Raw genomic sequence first — 15,424 nt, forward strand, 5'->3', positions numbered from 1 at the left:
TAGTACAATGGAGAACGCAATGCCGGAGACGACGAGCACTCAGCCTGGGACGCCGCAACCCGCCGCCTACACCCCGACCGACCGGACCGTCCCCACCCGTTCCGCGAAGCGCGCCGCGTACGACCGTGAGCTGGTCCACTCGATACTCGACGAGGGGTACGTCTGCCACCTCGGCTTCGTCCGCGACGGCGCCCCTGTCGTGCTCCCCACCCTCTACGGACGCGTCGGCGAGCGCCTCTACGTGCACGGTTCGACGGGCTCGCGCCCTCTGCGGATGACCGGTCAGGCCGATCCCGGGCTGCCGGTCTGCCTGACCGTCACGCACGTGGACGGCCTGGTACTGGCCCGGTCCGCCTTCCACCACTCGATCAACTACCGCTCCGTGGTGGTGCACGGCATCGCCCACGAGGTGACGGACCCCGACGAGCGGCGGACGGCCCTGGACGCACTCGTCGACCATGTCGTGCCAGGCCGTTCGGCCGACTCGCGCCCCGCCAACGCCAAGGAACTGGCAGCCACCGCCGTGATCCGCCTCGACCTGAACGAGGTCTCCGCGAAGCTCCGCACCGGCGGCCCGAACGACGAGCCCGAGGACCTCTCCCTCCCCCACTGGACCGGGGTACTCCCCCTGACCAGGGGATACGGCGCCCCCATCCCCTCCGTGGACCTCGCCTCCGGCATCGAGGTGCCGGACTACCTGGCATCACTGTGATGCCGATGAGCGAACCCGGCGGAGACCCCCGTAGCGCCGATGCTCCGCGCCGACTCCCTCCCCCGCAGTCACGTCAGATCAGCACCTTCTCCCCCAGCCCCCCTTCCGGCTGACGCCGTACGGCCGCCGCGCTCCGCGCTTCCGCCACCGCGAGCCCGGCGACCGATCCCAGCATCAGCGAGGTGCCCGCGAGCGTCGCCGTGGTGAGTTGCTCACCGAGCAGGGCGACGGCCAGCACGGCGGCGCTCACCGGCTCCAGGAGCATCACCACGGAGACGGTCGCGGACCGGACCACAGCGGCCCCGGCGAAGTACAGGCCGTATGCCAGGGCCGTGGGAACGGCGGCGATGTACGCCAACAGGGCCAGGACATGCGCCGGTTGGGCGGCGTGCGGGACCAGCCCCTCGGCCAGGCCGAAGGGCAGCAGGCAGGCGGTGGTCACAGCGAAGGCCCAGACGGTCGTACCGGACGCGTCCGCCCCGCCGTCGCGCCCCCACCAGCGCGTGAGCAGGGTCATCACGGAGTACCCGGCGGCGGACACGACCGCGAGCACGATCCCGTAGGGCCGCACCGTCGCATCTCCGCTGCCGAGCACCAGCACCGCGAGCCCGCACAGCGCTCCGGCGACAGCGGCCGTACCGCCGGCTCCGAGCCGCTCACCCATGGTCAGCCGCGCCCCGAGTGCGATGAGTACGGGCCCGGCGCCCAGCGTGACAACGGTCGCCACAGCAAGGCCGGTCGCCTCGACTGCGGCGAAGTAGGCGGTCTGGAAGACGGCCAGCCCGAAGCCCGTGACGCCGATCCGCAAAATCTTGCGGTGGAACGGCTCCCGCGCACAGGGCCTGACCCGCCGCCGCGGCAGGCGTACGGCGAGCAGCAGGACGAGTCCGCCCGCGCAGCGCCAGAAGGAAAGGGCGATCGGCCCCATATCACTGGCCCGGTAGACCAGCGACGCGGCGGCGCCGGCGGTGCCCCAGGCGGCACCGGCGACGATCAGATAGAGGAGGCCACGCCCGATGGGCAGGCCGGAAACGGCATTCGACACGTGTTCTCTCCGCAGATACGCAGAAGTTCAGGAAGGACCACGTCACGGCCGGTGCACGGAGGCACCGGCGAACGGGAGGGTCCTCGGACTTCGTCTGCGGGCAGCACCGTTGTGCCCGGCGGATCGGCCGGGCGGTGTACTCCGGAGGCCCGCCTCAGGCGGCCGGAGGCGGAAGAACGAGTGCGTCCGAATGCATGATCGCCACCCTAGACGGCGCTTCCCCGGGCCGACAACTCCCTTTCGGAGCCGTCCGGACCGTCGTCGCCCGGGCCTCCGGCGACCGCGCCGTCGGAGGCCTTGGCCGGCGCCGACGACTGTGCGATGAACGCGCCGACCAGCACCACGGCACCGCCGACGATCTGCGGCGCCGAGAGGTGCTCGCCGAGCAGTACCCAGGCAAGGACGGTGGCGATGACCGCTTCGAGGCAGGCCACGACGCCCGCGACCTGCGGCGAGAGCCTGCGAACGGAGAGCACTCCGGTGACGTAGGCGACGACGGTCGCGATCAGCACGATCCAGCCCAGGAGCAAGGAGGCGGCAACGGCGGTCCCGTCCATCTCCGCGGTGCCCCCGAGCACGGACCAGTCCATGTTCCAGGGACGGGTGACGACGGTCAGCACGAGGGCGCCGACGAGCAGGCCGTACGCGATGACGCCGAGCGGGGCGGGGGCCTCGTCCCCCGCGTCGCTGCCCTGGTCGGACAGGACGAAATAGCCGACCTGACAGCAGGCGGCACCCAGCGCGAGCAGCAGTCCTACGACGTCGAAGCTCAGCCCCGACCACACCTCGACCACGCAGGCGAGGCCGCCGACCGCGAGGACGACCCCGAGAGCCGCGGCGCGCGCCACGGGCCGGCGTTGCACGAACCGCACCCAGCCGAGCACTAGCGCCGGCGCGAGGTACTCGACGAGCAGCGCGACCCCGACGGGGATCCGGGAGATCGCGGCGAAGTAGCAGGCCTGCACACCGGCCACGGCGAGCAGTCCGAACCCGGCGAGCAGCGCGGGGTGGCTGCGCAGCAGGCTTCGGTGACGTACGGCCAGCGGCAGCATGACCAGCGCGGCGCCCACGACCCTCAGCCACACCACGTGGAGTGGATCCAGACCCGCCTCGATCAACGGCTTGGCCGCGACGCCCGATCCGCCGAAGGCGACCGCGGACGCCAGCGCGAGGCCCAGGCCGACACCCCGCCCACGGTTGCCCTGACTGCCCTGAGACGTATGCACTGACACATGATGACAGGCGGCGACATGAGCGTCACCCCCGATGACACCTGTCCCAACGTCTGGACGTCGACCTCAACGACGGGGCGTCGCCGCGCCGCAACCGGCCAACCCCGGACTCAAGACCCCACGTCGCCCCCGCCGACGTACTCCTCGAACCCGGCATGGATCCGCACGAGCAGTACCCCGGCGTCCACGCCCGCACGCCCGAGCACCTCGACGGCCCGGGACTCGGGATCGACGAGGACCGCCGCAAGGAGATCGACACCGCGGGCCTGCTCGTCGCCCCGCAGAACGGCCCGCTCGCACGCGTCCTCCATCGCACCGGCCGCCGCCGGGGACCAGCCCGCCTCGGCCACCATCGGTACGGCACCGGAGTCCTCGACGGTGCTCTGCCAGCGCAGCCCGTAGCCGATGCTGCGCTGCACCAGGTAGCCGAGCAGCCGGGCGACCTGCGGTCCGCTGTCGAAGACCGCGCGCACCTCGGGATCGGATTCCAGCAGTGAGTGCAGCAGATGGGCCGTGTCGATCTGCTTGTCGCCGTCCCTCAGCGCTCTCCTGCGCGCACCGGAGACCATCGAAGCCAGCTCGGCGCTGAGCCTGGCATCGAGTTCGATTCGGTGCGGGCCGCTCTCGGCGGCGGGCTGTTGAGGGATACGGGATGGCACAACCCCTACCCCATCAGCCCCTGCGAGCGGAGTCATCCCCGGCGGGCAGCATTCTCACGTCCGACACAGGGTGGGCATGGATGCGCGAGTTCTCCTCCTTACGGATGACATCGCGCCGATTCATCCCCTGGGGCGCGCACCCTCTCGCTTCGCGCCCCGTGCGCAACCGGGACGCTCCGGCGCTCGTCCCTCAGGAACATGGAGAGCAGGTGTTGGCTGGTGGCCCTGCCTGCGGTCGACGGCAGGCAGTACGTGTACCGGGTGTACGCCCCTGAGGACGCGCTGCTCGCCGACCTGTTCTGGGAGGCGTGGCACTGCCACGACGAAGGACCCTTCCCGCGCGCGTGGGACCTGTTCGACGCGGCGGAGATAGAGCGGGTGGGCTGAGACCTGCACTCCGTCAATTTCTGACGGTTCATCAGTATTGAATGTTGAGGTGCCTGCGGCTACCTTCCGCGACACCGTAGCTGCGCCGGGCGCAGCACCCGACACAAAGGGGTGGCCGCATGGCCGAAGTCAGCGCGGAAGCACGCATCGAGGCGCCCGCCGAGAAGATCTGGGCGCAGCTCACGGACTTCTCCTCGTACGGCGAGTGGAACTCGACCCACACCAGCTTCCCCAAGGGCGGGCCCGCCTCACTCGAGACCGGCGCCACCTTCGAGGAGAACATGAAGCTCATGGGCTTCCCGGCCGAGGTCAACTGGACCATCGACGAACTCGAACCCGCCCGCACGCTGGCCATCAGCGGCAAGGGCCCGATGGCGGTGAACGTCACCACCCGCTACACCCTGACCCCCGACGGCGAGGCCACGACGGTACGCATCGACGGGGAGTTCACCGGCGCGGCCGTCTCCCTGATGGCCGGCAAGCTCAAGGACTCGGCGACGGCCGCGCTCGACGAATCGCTGCGCAAGCTCGCCGGGCTGGTGACCTGAGCGCACAACGGCCGACCACACACGGAGAAGCGCCCCGCGGAAAGGCTTCCACGGGGCGCCTTGAGGACACGGCAACAAGCTACCGTCGACCCGACCAGCCCTCGCCAGTCCTCGTCATCCCCGTCAGTCCTCGTCGGCGAGGATCAGGTACAGCTTCTTCCGGGTTTCGTTGATGACCGCCAGCGCCTTGTCGCGCTGGGCCTTGTTGCCGGTCTTCCAGACCTGCCCAAAGGCTTCCATGACGCCGAAGCTGGCCTGCCGGATCTCGTGCAGCGCCTCCCAGTCGACCCCGCGCCCGGCCTCTTCCCAAGGCGCGTCGGGCCCCTCGTCGGCCGCGGTGCGGCCGGACTCGGTGAGCGAGAACAGCTTCTTGCCGCCCTCGGCCGCACTGGTGATCAGGCCCTCGTCCTCCAGCAGCTGAAGGGTCGGATACACCGAACCCGGGCTGGGCTTCCACGCCCCGCCGCTACGCTCGGCGATCTCCTGGATCATCTCGTAACCATGCATGGGCCGGTCCTTGAGCAGAGCCAGGATCGACGCGCGCACGTCGCCGCGCCGCGCCCTTCCCCTCCCCCCGCCCCGGCCGCCACGTCCGCCCCAGGGACCACCGCCGAAGCCCGGTCCACCGAAGCCGGGGCCACCGGGACCACCCGGCCCGAAGGGCCCGAAAGCCCTGCGCCGTCCCTCGGGGCCGCCCCGACCCCGAGGGCCCGACCCGCCTTGTCCCTGTCCACGCTCGTATCCGAACTCCTGTCCGTGGGAACGCATCGCAATCACTCCATTCCATCGTTGATCAGTCGCGATGCGTCAACGATATATCGGAACAGCGCCTCTGACAACTCTGCCCGGCATCAACTTGGCTGTCCCGTCTCTGTCGATTTGGCCCCCGTTTCAAGTGAACGGGTCCGATTCGCTTGATGTCTCAGGTGATCGGGTCCGCCACCAGATCGTTCGATGCTTCATCGAGGCCGACCGACTCTCGACGGGTGGGAGCCAGGGAGGTCTGCCAACACCGGCGGAGCGGCTGCCGTTGGAGTGGCCTATTGGACGTGGCACAAGAGCCCACGCGCGTTCCCGGGGCTGGTTACAGGCGCACAATAGAAGGGCAACTGCGCGAGCTGGACGCCAAGGCAGCCGTGGCCGCTCAGGCCATCTTCGACGGCCCCCGCGCTGCCTTGGAGGAATCATGAGGCTGCACGTATCACTGCCTGGACCGTTCTCCATCTCCGCCAGCACTCATAGGCATCATCGCCGCGTCGCCAAGAGCGGCCCCAGCATGTCCTACCGCTGGCTCTGGATCCCGGGTCTCCCCGCCGTAGTCGCGAACGGCGGGCTCGCAGGCTTCATCACCGGTGTCCCCTGGATGACCGTGTTCTTCGGCGCGCTGGTGTGGGACCTGCTCGTTTGCGTCGGCTGGCTGATCTGGACACCGATCAAACTGATCGCCATCCGCTTCCAGCGAAGCACCCCTACACCCGCTGTCCTTCCCGGAACAGCGCCGGACGCACATGCCCGCGACACTGAGGGCGATCCCCCCGTGCACCTGTACCGTGACCTCGACACCAGCGCCAGCGCCAGCGGGCCCAAACGATCGGCTGATGCCTGGCGGCGGCCGGACGCAGCTAGAGAAGCGCAGGATGTAACCGGGGATCACCTCGAAGCAGCACGGCCGGACCCGATCAACTGAGATGTCACTCGCCATCCAGGCTCCCGGGGCCAGATCGACTGAGATTTCCGGTAACCCGTCGTCTCAAGTGAACTGGTCACAGCAGGTCACAGCGCTGTCTGGGGACCAGATCATCCGAGGCGGGACATTGGCGTCCCGTCTCAGCGAAGCTCGATCAGTCTCATTGATGTGTGGCCGCGGCTGTGGTGAGTTCCTAGAAGGACCGGAAGACTCCTGCAGGGTCGCTCTGAGCGGCATCGACGACGTCGGCGAAGTCCAGGTTGGCGATCGACAGGTTCGCGTGGATGTCGTGGATGCCGATGGGGGCGGCGCGTACTGATCCACCGTAGGCCTCGAACTCCTCATCGCTCTGGCACTCCTCTCTGGTCAGGACCGCCACCGCCAGCAGCGCGTGGTCGTTGCCCCGCATGGTGGTCCGGTCAGCGAGGAAGACGACGCTCAAGTCCTTGTCCGCGGATACGGCAGCGATCACGTCATCGGCCGTGGCACCGGCCCAGGCCGGATCATCGATGACGTGGACGGCGGGCTCGTAGTCGCCGTCGCCCCACGGCCTCGACAACTCCCTACACACGGCCCGCCAGGCCGCCGCGTCATCGAAGTCAGTCCTGATGACCAGCGCGGCGAACTCCTGGCGGTCGGTAACAGAGGGCAGCATGGGGGACTCCGGTATCCATTGGGTGGGGGTACGGCGTACAAGATGCCAGCCCATGCCGACAGTCGGCCAAGCTCCGATGAGATCCGTCAAGGTTCGTTGAGACGGGACACTTGACTGGGCTGTGGCAGCGAATCTCGTTCGATTGCCACTGAACTTTGACCACCGGTTCGTTCCTGCCACCGATTCCTAATGTCGCTTGTCAACCCATGTGCCGAGCCACGGTGGTTGGCACCTGGCCACGCTGGTTGGCACCGTCCTCGCTCATCTATGCCAAGATTCGCGGGTGGAGATGACCGACGTCACGCGTGCGATCGCGGCTGCGACTTCGGTCGCCGCATCGCTCGACCTGCCGACCGACGACGCGATCGTTCTCCACAACTCGAACAAGCTGGCACTGCGGCTGACGCCATGCGGCGTCCTTGCCCGGGTCGCCCCTGTGGGACAAGAGGTTGCACAGTTCGAAGTCGAGCTCGCTCAGCGGCTCGCCGAGGTCGGATGCCCGGTGTGCCCCTTGGAGCCTCGGGCGGACCCGCGTGTGTACACGCGCGATGGCTTCGCAGTGACGCTGTGGACCTACTACGAACCCGTGACACCTCACACCCCACCAGTCGACTACGCCAAGACGCTGGAACAGCTGCACGCCGGCATGCGTAAGGTCGATGTGCCGAGCCCGAGGTTCACGGACCGGATCATGGAGGCGGAAGAAGTTGTCGCCGACCCGGATCGCTCGCCGGAGCTCGCCGACGCAGACCGCGTTTTCCTCAGCGACAGGCTGGCAAGCCTGCGACGAGCGATCGACGAGCGCGGCGCCGCGGAACAACTGCTCCACGGCGAGCCGCATCCAGGCAATGTACTCAGCACGAAGAACGGCCCGTTGTTCATCGACCTTGAGACGTGCTGCCGCGGACCCGTCGAATTCGACCTCGCCCATGTTCCCGAGCCGGTCTGCGAGCACTACCCGAACGTCGACCAAGGGCTGCTGGACGAGTGCCGCCAGCTCGTCCTCGCGATGGTCGCCGCGTGGCGTTGGGAGCTTGGCGACCAGTTTCCGAACGGGATGCGATTCGGAGAAGAACTCCTGCGCGCACTGCACGACGGTCCTCCTTGGCCGAACCTCGACACGATGAACACGCGGCTGAGCGGCCTGTAGAAATCGCCGAAGGGCACGTGCAAGCGGCAAGGAACCAAGCGACGGGACTGTCGCTGTTGCAGCCCCATGCGCGCCGGCCTCGCTACCGCGCTGAACCATGGCGCCGGTGCCAACAAATGTCGCAATTCATTACAGATGCCGAGAATCTTGGCCAGACGGTGCCAACTAGCGTGGCCAGGCCGTTGGAAGCCCCAGGTCACACAGCCCGATCAGTGCCAACTATCGTGACCCGGCACAACAATCCCGGTCAGGTTCAGCAACGGTCAGGTAGGCAACGGGGTGATGGTCACCGTGACGGACCGGTTGCGTAGTCCCTCAGCTAGGTAGGCCATTTCCACGGACGTGCCGACCAGGCCGACTTCCTGAAGGTCGGCGGCCATGAGCCGCGCTTCGCCCAGCGAGAGGTGCTGCATCTCGCGCAGGGCCCGCAGCACGGGAACGAGGCTTGCCTCCTTGTCCGCAAGGTGAAGCCGAGCGGGCCCGTGTTTGATCAGGAGGGCCTGCCTGATGTCATCGGGAGCTGGGCCTGTGTCCATCTCGCACCATGCGTTCGGGCAGGCTTGGCACTGCCCTTCAACACCCCACCACAACCGACCGCGGTCGATGAACTGACCGACGTCGCGGACCAGCTCGCCACCGCAGCTCTCGCACTGCGATGCGAGCTTCACTCCCAGAGTGGCAGTGATCACTGGTCTCTCTCCCTGCGGCATCGATCCGGCTGATCCTGCCGCACTCGGCGGGATCTGACGACCAGGTTGTCCGGGAGGCACGGATCGCAGGCAGGGGCGTCATGCGGCAACTGACATCGGTGGTGCGGGGTGGGAGCACCGTCCGTCTCGCAGGAGGGCCCAGAGGACGTTGACGCGGCGGCGGGCGAGGACGGCCAGGGTATGGCGCTTGCCCTCGGCTCGTTTACGGTCGTAGAACCGCGGGACTCGTCGCAGCGTCGGATGCTGAACAGCGCGGAGGTGTCGAGGACGCGCTGAAGCCTGCGGCTGTATCGCTGCCTGGGTTCATCCGCCTGCCGACGGGCCAACTACCTCAAACACGAAGAAAAGTGGTTGACCGAAGCAGACCGGCCCGATCCATCTGATCCATCCCGACCACGCATCTGCCCGTCTGCGACGGCCCGATGCTCTCAGCAGCACGCCGGACATGCTCAGACCGATGCCACCGGCGAGCACGTCGTCAACAGCTCGGACAGCCTCCCGCGAACCCCTTCTCCACCGCCGATGACATCATGGACTGGCCCGAGGGCACCCGGCTGTTCGAGGTCGACACCGCCGTGCCGCTGGACTTCAAGGCTTCGGTGCTGCGCCAGGAGCGGGCCGTCGCACGCTGCGAGCGGATCACCGTCGCGGTGGATCTGCGTGAGGACTGGCCGGGCGCGCTGGCCGCCGCAGGGCACGACCCGACCGTGCCGACCGCTTGGATCGCCGAAGGACTACTGATCTATCTGCCCGAGGACGCGGTGGAACTACTGCTGGCCCGGATCAGCGCGCAGTCGGCGGCAGGCAGTCGGATGGGGCTGACATTGGGCTCGCGCGGCGTGATCGAGCGCTTCGGCTCGGACGCCGAGCCGGGATCGGCGGCGTCCATGTGGCTCTCGGAGATGCCCAAGGACCCGGTGGGCTGGCTGGCCGGGCACGGCTGGGAGGCCGACAGCCACACCCTGAGCGAGCGCGATGCCGCCTACGGCCGCCCGATCAGCACCCCTCCGCAGCGCGAGGAGCGGCCCGGCGGACTGATCTCGGCGGTCCTGCGGTAGAGCGCCTCCAGGCGGTCAAACTTTCGTGGCAATCGGTCAAGGTTCACTGTCACAGGACGTTCACCCGTCCCCCGGGGAAAGGCCTGGCGGCACCCAAGGTGCGAGCACTCCTGACGGTGTGCGCGCCGGCTCCCACGGCGAGCGGTGCAGCCGCCGCGGCCGCCGTGGTACCTGACGGAATGGCGTTACAGGCGGCGCTGGACCGGGTGACGGCAACCGGCGCGGTCGCCGAGGTCCGGCAGGGCAGCGCCGTATGGCGCGGCAGCAGCGGCAGGTCCAGGCTCAACGGCCGACACCCGCCCCCGTCGGCGGCCGCTTTCGCACCGGAGGCCCCCGGACTCCGGGACACCCGCCTGCCGGGTTCCTCGCCCTTCCACACCGGCCCCTACTCCAACGGCTACGAACCGCTGGAGAAAGGAGACGGGACACCTGTCCCGGTCGGCTACACCACCGTCAACATGTCCGTCGCCGGCACTGCCGACGAGATCATCTCCACCACCGTCGACCTCGACCACTTCTTCCGCACCCTGCTCAGCGATGACCTCCTGCGTCCGGCCGAGCTGCACGACATGACCACCGACACGGCGGCGACGGCTGGGGCCACGGCCCCGAGAAAGCGACGCTCCCCTGCGGCACCATCGCGGGCCACGGCGGCGACGCTCCCGGCTACCGCACCCTCTCCTTCCACTCACTCGACGGCACCCGCCAAGTAGCTGTGGGCTGGACCGACTGGGACCCGACAAGGACCCGGCGGAGTTGGATCCGTTGTCACGCGCGATGCTGACCGCGTTCGCCGAGGTCGTGCGGGCGGCCGACCGCGGTCCGGTCGCAGACCCGGGATGCGGCCCCGGCAAAGTCACGGCGCATCTGGCAGACCTGGGGATGCACCCATTCGGCATCGACCTGTCCCCGAAGATGATCGAGCTCGCCCGGCAGGCCCTCCCGAGCCTGGACTTCACCGTGAGCTCGATGACCGCACTGGCGATCCGGGACAACTCACTCGGCGGCATCCTGGCCTACTACTCCACCCATCACCCGCCGCCGGAGCTGTTGCCCGTTGTGTTCGCCGAATTCCATCGCACGCTCGCACCCGGCGGCCATCTGATGATCGCCGGCTACGTGGGAGACGATGTGCATCTGCGTCCGACGCAGGCATACGGCGGGCATCCGGTGTCCTACGAGTCCCACCCGCAACCGCCGGATCGGATCGTCGCACTGTCGGGCCGAGCCGGACTCGTCGTCACCTCTCAACTGCTGCAAGAGCCTGGCGACGGAGCGAAAAGGACGATCGCCACCCTTCTGGCCCGGAAACCTGAAGGACCTCCGACGTCCTGGCAAACCGGATGGCACCGACCATCGGCAGCGGCCCCGAGTCGCCCGGACCGTCGAAGCGGACCCGGCCGCGGGTCGCCCGGGCCACCCGAGCGTCCCAGGCGCCGTACGCCCCGCATCTGCCTCGTCAGTGCCGCCCGCACGCTCTGCAGGTGCGGTCGAGCCGACGGCGGAGCACGCTGGAAGCGCGCCCGGACATGAGGCAGCCGTGCGCCGGACCAAGCGCAAAGGGAGCTCGGAGGTGGTCGCCGTGGCGCGCAGCGATCCCGGCCGGGAAGTGGACGAGAGGGCGCTCTCGATGTTGGAGGCGCTGTTCACGCAGTCACCGATCGGGCTCCACCTGCTGGACACCGACCTTCGGGTGGTACGGGTCAACACCGCCACTCCCCTCATGCGTGGCGTGCCCTTGGACGACCTGCAAGGACGCCCGGTCCGCGATGTCTACGACATCGTCGAAGGCAGCGACCTGGAGACACTCCTGCGCGAGGTGATGGACAGCGGAGTCCCCCTCCTGCAGCGCGTCGTCAGGGCGCGCGTCAAGGGAGACCCACCGCAGGAGCGGTACTTCGAGATCAGCGCGCTGCGCCTGGAGAGCCCGCGCCATTCCGTGCTCGGCGCGGCGGTCACCGCGATCGACGTCACCGAACGGGAGCGGGCCCGCACCCGCACCGAGGTACTGGACGCCGTACGCCGACGGGTGGGACGCACCCTGGATCCGGCCGTGACCGGCGAGGAGCTCGTCCCGGCCGTGGTCCCCGCGTTCGCCGACATCGCGATCGTGGAGGTGGTGGAGGCCGTGATCCGCGGCGACGACCCGCCGCAGGCCCCACTGCCCGCGAGCACGCCCCTGATGCGCACCGCGTTCCGCAGCAGCCGAGCGCAGCCCCCGCAGGCCCATCCGGTGGGAGACGTCCGCCGCCTACCGGCGCCGACCCCCTTCACCCAAGCCCTGGCCGACCTGCGCCCCCGCGTGGTCGCGCTCCATCCGACCGCACCGTGGCTCTCCGTCGATCCTCCGCGCGCTGAGGCCATCCACTCATCCGGAGCCCATTCCCTCCTCGTCGTCCCGCTGGCACTGCGCGACTCGGCCCTCGGCGTGGTCAGCCTGTACCGCACCGGAAACTCTCCCCCCTTCGACGAAGGCGACCGGGAGCTCGCGGTCGAGCTGGCCACACACACGGCGCTGTGCATCGACAACGCGCGGCGCTACACACGCGAGCACACGGTCGCCGCCACGGTCCAGCGCCAGCTGCTGCCCCGCCGCCCGGTGACCCACCCGTCGCTGGAGACCGCCTACCTCACCATCACCGGCGCCGATCCAGGCGCCTGGTACGACACCATCGCCCTGTCCGGCGCCCGCACCGCCCTCGTCGTCGGCAAGGTGTCGGGACGCGGTCTGAACGCGGCCGCGACCATGGGGCAGCTGCGCACCGCCGTACGCTCCCTGTCCGCGTTCGACCTCGCCCCCGACGAGCTCCTCGCCCGTCTGCACCACACGGCGGGACAGCTCGCCGCCGAACGGTCACATCTCCCGTTCGGCGATCCGCTGCGCCGCGAGGCACTCACCGCCGACTGCGTGTACGCCGTGCACGACCCCCTTACCGGCACGTGCACGATGGCGGCAGGTGGCCAACTGGCTCCCCTCGTCGTGCGCCCCGACCGCACGGTCACCGGCCCCGGCGCACCTGCCGGGCCACGGCTGGGCACGACGGAGGGCGCGCCCTTCGCCGCCGTCGACATCGAGGTGCCGGACGGCAGCGTCCTGGTGTTCACGAGTGATCCGCTGCTCACCGCGTATCTCGCCGAGCCGTCAGGGCCGTTGCCGACGGCGCCGGACTACCGCGAGCGCCCGCTCCAGGACCTCTGCGACGCCCTCGTCTACGCGCTCCCGGCAGGTCTGGGCGCGGGCGACGCCGCGATGATCGTCGCGCGCACCCGGTCCTTCCCCCCGGACCGGATCGCCGCGTGGCCGCTCGACGCCGACCCCGCGGCCGTGGCGCTCGCCCGACACCGCACGCGCGGGCAGCTCGCCGCGTGGCAGGTGGACGACGAGACAGCCTTCAACACCCAGCTCATCGTCAGCGAACTCGTCACCAACGCGGTCAAGTACGGCAGCCCACCGCTTGAGCTCCGCCTGATCCATGACCGCACCCTCACCTGCGAGGTACGGGACGCCGGCGCGGCCGCGCCACACCTGCGCCACGCCGGTACGGTCGACGAGGACGGACGCGGTCTCTTCATCACCGCGCAGCTCGCACAGACGTGGGGCACCCGTTACACGGCCCCGGGCAAGACGATCTGGACCGAACAGGCGCTGCCCCGCGCCGGACCCGACGGCGCGCACTGACCAGCCGGTGCAAACCCGGCGACGCCGCCGGACTTGGTCCGCGTCAGGACACTCCGGCCGGACCAGCGACCCCGCCCACCCAAAACCGGGCCAGCACAACGGAATTGGCCTTGGCCGACCCTTTCGCGGAGCGGCTAGCGTCGCTCCCATGCGGATTCGAATCGTCGACGCCTTCACCGACCGCCCCTTCGCCGGCAACCCGGCCGGAGTCCTCATCCTCGACCTGGCCCCTTCATCCCCTTCATCCCCTTCATCTTCATCCCCGTCCTTTCCGTCCTTCCCGTCCTTCCCGGACGACGCCTGGCTCCAGGACGTGGCGCGGGAGGTCAACCACGCCGAGACGGCGTTCGCCCACCGCCTTCCTCAGGGCGCCGAGGCCGACTGGGCGCTGCGCTGGTTCACACCCGTCACCGAGGTCGCGATGTGCGGGCACGCGACGCTGGCGACCGCCCACGTGCTGCACACCACGGCTGCCCACGAGGGCCCCGTACGGTTCGCCACGCTCAGCGGCGTCCTCATCGCCACGCCCCACGAGGACGGTTCCATCACGCTGGACTTCCCCACCGCGCCGCTCACCCCGGTCGAGATCCCGGAAGGCGTCGCCGAAGCCCTCGGCGCCGAGCCGCTCACGGTCTTCGACACCGGCCCGAACATCGGCGACCTGGTGATCGAGGTCGCCGACGAGAAGACGGTCCGCGGCCTGGCCCCCGACCACCGAGCTCTGGCGCGATACTCGAAGCGCGGCATCATCGCGACCGCCCGCGCCGAAGAACCCTCCCGGGGCTACGACTTCGTCTCCCGCTGCTTCTTCCCGAACGTCGGCATCGACGAGGACCCGGTCACCGGCAGCGCCCACACAGCCCTCGCGCCCTACTGGTCCGAACGCCTCGGCCGCCCCGACCTCACCGGCCTGCAGGCCTCCGCCCGCTCCGGCCTCGTCCACACCGAACTGCGCGGCGACCGCACGCTCCTCAGCGGCCGCTCGGTCACGGTCATCGACGGCGAGCTACTCGCCTGACAGCACAGAAAGGGGCGTACGAGATTGCCGTACGCCCCTCCACGATCCCCGCACGCCCATCAGCGCCGGCTCATGCCGTCGGCAGCCAGCTCACCTTCCCGGCCAGCAGCGCGTAGCCCACGAATGCCCCGATGTCGAGCAGCGAGTGCGCCACCACCAGCGGCCCGACGCGCCCCCAACGCCGGTACAGGTAGACGAAGACCACGCCCATCGCCATGTTGCCGATGAACCCGCCGATGCCTTGGTAGAGGTGGTACGAACCGCGCAGCACCGCGCTCGCCACCAGCGCGGTGACCGGCGTCCAGCCCAACTGGCCGAGGCGGCGCAGCAGATACCCGACGACGATCACCTCTTCCAGGACCGCGTTCTGGATCGCGGACATGATCAGCACGGGGTACTTCCACCACACGTCCGGCAGCGCTTCGGGCACCACCGTGAGGTTGGCGCCGAAGCCCCGGGCCGCCAGATAGAAGGCGATGCCCGTGCTGCCGATCAGCGCCGCGATCACGGCCCCGCGCCCGAGGTCCGGCCACGGGCGCGTGCGGTCGAAGCCGATCACGCGCAGCCCCTCGCGCTCTCTCAGCAGGAAGTGCGCAACGAGCGCGACCGGCACCAGCGCCGACGCGATTCCGAAGAGCTGCCAGGCCAGATCCAGCCAGGGACGCCCGGGCGCGGCCGAGGCGTTGAGGGTGGCCGCCTGGTCCTTGAGCCCCCCTGGCTTGGTGGCCGACCCGACAAAGCTGATCAGCGCGGAAACCCCGCTCGCACCGAGCGAGAGTCCCAGGACGAGCAGCGTCTCGTCCCGGAGAATTCGTCGGGTCAGCCCCTTCATCGGAAAGGAATCGGCCACCGACACTGCCTCCACCTGCACTCCCGCCTCCAGT

General features: G+C 69.4%; 15 protein-coding genes and 3 pseudogenes. 10 read left to right on the forward strand and 8 right to left on the reverse strand.

The annotated features are described in order from the left end of the window. Nucleotides 1-19: 19 nt before the first annotated feature. A complete protein-coding gene (locus ACFWP7_RS31350) occupies nucleotides 20-712 on the forward strand; it encodes a pyridoxamine 5'-phosphate oxidase family protein (protein ID WP_384388197.1) in 693 nt (230 codons plus the stop codon). A gap of 73 nt (nucleotides 713-785) precedes the next feature. Here the strand turns inward: ACFWP7_RS31350 and ACFWP7_RS31355 are convergent, their stop codons facing one another. The 3 genes from ACFWP7_RS31355 to ACFWP7_RS31365 all read right to left on the reverse strand — a co-directional run bounded on the left by ACFWP7_RS31355 (nucleotide 786) and on the right by ACFWP7_RS31365 (nucleotide 3,648). Continuing rightward, nucleotides 786-1,757 carry a DMT family transporter gene (locus ACFWP7_RS31355; protein ID WP_384388200.1) on the reverse strand — a complete coding sequence of 324 codons (972 nt, stop codon included), beginning with the start codon at nucleotides 1,755-1,757 and terminating at the stop codon, nucleotides 786-788. 206 nt (nucleotides 1,758-1,963) lie between these two features. After that, nucleotides 1,964-2,989 carry a DMT family transporter gene (locus ACFWP7_RS31360; protein ID WP_384388203.1) on the reverse strand — a complete coding sequence of 342 codons (1,026 nt, stop codon included), beginning with the start codon at nucleotides 2,987-2,989 and terminating at the stop codon, nucleotides 1,964-1,966. A gap of 110 nt (nucleotides 2,990-3,099) precedes the next feature. Continuing rightward, on the reverse strand, nucleotides 3,100-3,648 hold the full coding sequence (locus tag ACFWP7_RS31365) for a Clp protease N-terminal domain-containing protein (protein WP_384388206.1): 549 nt from the start codon (nucleotides 3,646-3,648) through the stop codon (nucleotides 3,100-3,102). A gap of 198 nt (nucleotides 3,649-3,846) precedes the next feature. Between ACFWP7_RS31365 and ACFWP7_RS31370 the strand changes: the two genes are divergently transcribed. Together ACFWP7_RS31370 and ACFWP7_RS31375 are read left to right on the forward strand one after the other, a co-directional pair. Next, on the forward strand, nucleotides 3,847-4,035 hold the full coding sequence (locus ACFWP7_RS31370) for a hypothetical protein (protein ID WP_384388209.1): 189 nt from the start codon (nucleotides 3,847-3,849) through the stop codon (nucleotides 4,033-4,035). 119 nt (nucleotides 4,036-4,154) lie between these two features. After that, the gene (locus tag ACFWP7_RS31375) at nucleotides 4,155-4,583 is read left to right on the forward strand and encodes an SRPBCC family protein (protein WP_384388212.1); all 429 of its coding nucleotides are present in this window, start codon (nucleotides 4,155-4,157) and stop codon (nucleotides 4,581-4,583) included. 123 nt (nucleotides 4,584-4,706) lie between these two features. Here ACFWP7_RS31375 and ACFWP7_RS31380 read toward each other — a convergent pair whose 3' ends face one another. Further along, complete coding sequence (locus ACFWP7_RS31380; RefSeq protein WP_384388215.1) at nucleotides 4,707-5,351, reverse strand: PadR family transcriptional regulator; 645 nt, start codon at nucleotides 5,349-5,351, stop codon at nucleotides 4,707-4,709. A 508-nt stretch (nucleotides 5,352-5,859) separates the two neighbouring features. On the opposite strand from ACFWP7_RS31380, the gene ACFWP7_RS31385 reads away from it, so the two are divergent. Continuing rightward, on the forward strand, nucleotides 5,860-6,270 hold the full coding sequence (locus ACFWP7_RS31385; RefSeq protein ID WP_384388217.1) for a hypothetical protein: 411 nt from the start codon (nucleotides 5,860-5,862) through the stop codon (nucleotides 6,268-6,270). A gap of 193 nt (nucleotides 6,271-6,463) precedes the next feature. On the opposite strand, the gene ACFWP7_RS31390 is transcribed toward ACFWP7_RS31385, so the two are convergent. Beyond that, nucleotides 6,464-6,925, reverse strand: coding sequence for a DUF6924 domain-containing protein (locus ACFWP7_RS31390; RefSeq protein ID WP_384388220.1), 462 nt, complete (start codon nucleotides 6,923-6,925; stop codon nucleotides 6,464-6,466). Between the two features lie 289 nt (nucleotides 6,926-7,214). Between ACFWP7_RS31390 and ACFWP7_RS31395 the strand changes: the two genes are divergently transcribed. Continuing rightward, nucleotides 7,215-8,075: a phosphotransferase enzyme family protein gene (locus tag ACFWP7_RS31395; protein ID WP_384388272.1), complete on the forward strand. Its 861-nt coding sequence runs from the start codon at nucleotides 7,215-7,217 to the stop codon at nucleotides 8,073-8,075. 263 nt (nucleotides 8,076-8,338) lie between these two features. Here the strand turns inward: ACFWP7_RS31395 and ACFWP7_RS31400 are convergent, their stop codons facing one another. Continuing rightward, nucleotides 8,339-8,764, reverse strand: a complete 426-nt coding sequence (locus ACFWP7_RS31400) for a hypothetical protein (RefSeq protein WP_384388223.1) — start codon at nucleotides 8,762-8,764, stop codon at nucleotides 8,339-8,341. Nucleotides 8,765-8,863: 99 nt separating this feature from the next. Next, nucleotides 8,864-9,081 (reverse strand): annotated as a pseudogene (locus ACFWP7_RS31405) (IS110 family transposase); the annotation flags it as partial. A 234-nt stretch (nucleotides 9,082-9,315) separates the two neighbouring features. Between ACFWP7_RS31405 and ACFWP7_RS31410 the strand changes: the two are divergent. The 5 genes and pseudogenes from ACFWP7_RS31410 to ACFWP7_RS31430 form a co-directional block, all read left to right on the forward strand. Further along, nucleotides 9,316-9,843 (forward strand): annotated as a pseudogene (locus tag ACFWP7_RS31410) (SAM-dependent methyltransferase); the annotation flags it as partial. Between the two features lie 179 nt (nucleotides 9,844-10,022). Further along, on the forward strand, nucleotides 10,023-10,556 hold the full coding sequence (locus ACFWP7_RS31415) for a hypothetical protein (RefSeq protein ID WP_384388227.1): 534 nt from the start codon (nucleotides 10,023-10,025) through the stop codon (nucleotides 10,554-10,556). A 28-nt stretch (nucleotides 10,557-10,584) separates the two neighbouring features. After that, nucleotides 10,585-11,163, forward strand: a pseudogene (locus ACFWP7_RS31420) (class I SAM-dependent methyltransferase); the annotation flags it as partial. A gap of 262 nt (nucleotides 11,164-11,425) precedes the next feature. After that, nucleotides 11,426-13,522 carry a SpoIIE family protein phosphatase gene (locus tag ACFWP7_RS31425; protein ID WP_384388230.1) on the forward strand — a complete coding sequence of 699 codons (2,097 nt, stop codon included), beginning with the start codon at nucleotides 11,426-11,428 and terminating at the stop codon, nucleotides 13,520-13,522. Between the two features lie 148 nt (nucleotides 13,523-13,670). Beyond that, on the forward strand, nucleotides 13,671-14,540 hold the full coding sequence (locus ACFWP7_RS31430; RefSeq protein WP_384388232.1) for a PhzF family phenazine biosynthesis protein: 870 nt from the start codon (nucleotides 13,671-13,673) through the stop codon (nucleotides 14,538-14,540). Between the two features lie 70 nt (nucleotides 14,541-14,610). On the opposite strand, the gene ACFWP7_RS31435 is transcribed toward ACFWP7_RS31430, so the two are convergent. Beyond that, entirely contained in the window at nucleotides 14,611-15,411 is an 801-nt protein-coding gene (locus ACFWP7_RS31435; RefSeq protein ID WP_384388234.1) for a CPBP family intramembrane glutamic endopeptidase, read from the reverse strand. Between the last annotated feature and the right edge of the window lie 13 nt (nucleotides 15,412-15,424).

Origin of the sequence: Streptomyces sp. NPDC058470 (assembly GCF_042721055.1) — a bacterium.
GTDB lineage: Bacteria > Actinomycetota > Actinomycetes > Streptomycetales > Streptomycetaceae > Streptomyces.

Excerpts from the sequence above, each read along its gene's own strand:
- ACFWP7_RS31370 (WP_384388209.1), top strand. The coding sequence starts at position 3,847 with ATGGAGAGCAGGTGTTGGCTGGTGGCCCTGCCTGCGGTCGACGGCAGG.
- ACFWP7_RS31390 (WP_384388220.1), bottom strand. The coding sequence starts at position 6,925 with ATGCTGCCCTCTGTTACCGACCGCCAGGAGTTCGCCGCGCTGGTCATC.
- ACFWP7_RS31380 (WP_384388215.1), bottom strand. The coding sequence starts at position 5,351 with ATGCGTTCCCACGGACAGGAGTTCGGATACGAGCGTGGACAGGGACAA.
- ACFWP7_RS31430 (WP_384388232.1), top strand. The coding sequence starts at position 13,671 with ATGCGGATTCGAATCGTCGACGCCTTCACCGACCGCCCCTTCGCCGGC.
- ACFWP7_RS31415 (WP_384388227.1), top strand. The coding sequence starts at position 10,023 with ATGGCGTTACAGGCGGCGCTGGACCGGGTGACGGCAACCGGCGCGGTC.
- ACFWP7_RS31385 (WP_384388217.1), top strand. The coding sequence starts at position 5,860 with ATGTCCTACCGCTGGCTCTGGATCCCGGGTCTCCCCGCCGTAGTCGCG.
- ACFWP7_RS31395 (WP_384388272.1), top strand. The coding sequence starts at position 7,215 with ATGACCGACGTCACGCGTGCGATCGCGGCTGCGACTTCGGTCGCCGCA.
- ACFWP7_RS31375 (WP_384388212.1), top strand. The coding sequence starts at position 4,155 with ATGGCCGAAGTCAGCGCGGAAGCACGCATCGAGGCGCCCGCCGAGAAG.
- ACFWP7_RS31350 (WP_384388197.1), top strand. The coding sequence starts at position 20 with ATGCCGGAGACGACGAGCACTCAGCCTGGGACGCCGCAACCCGCCGCC.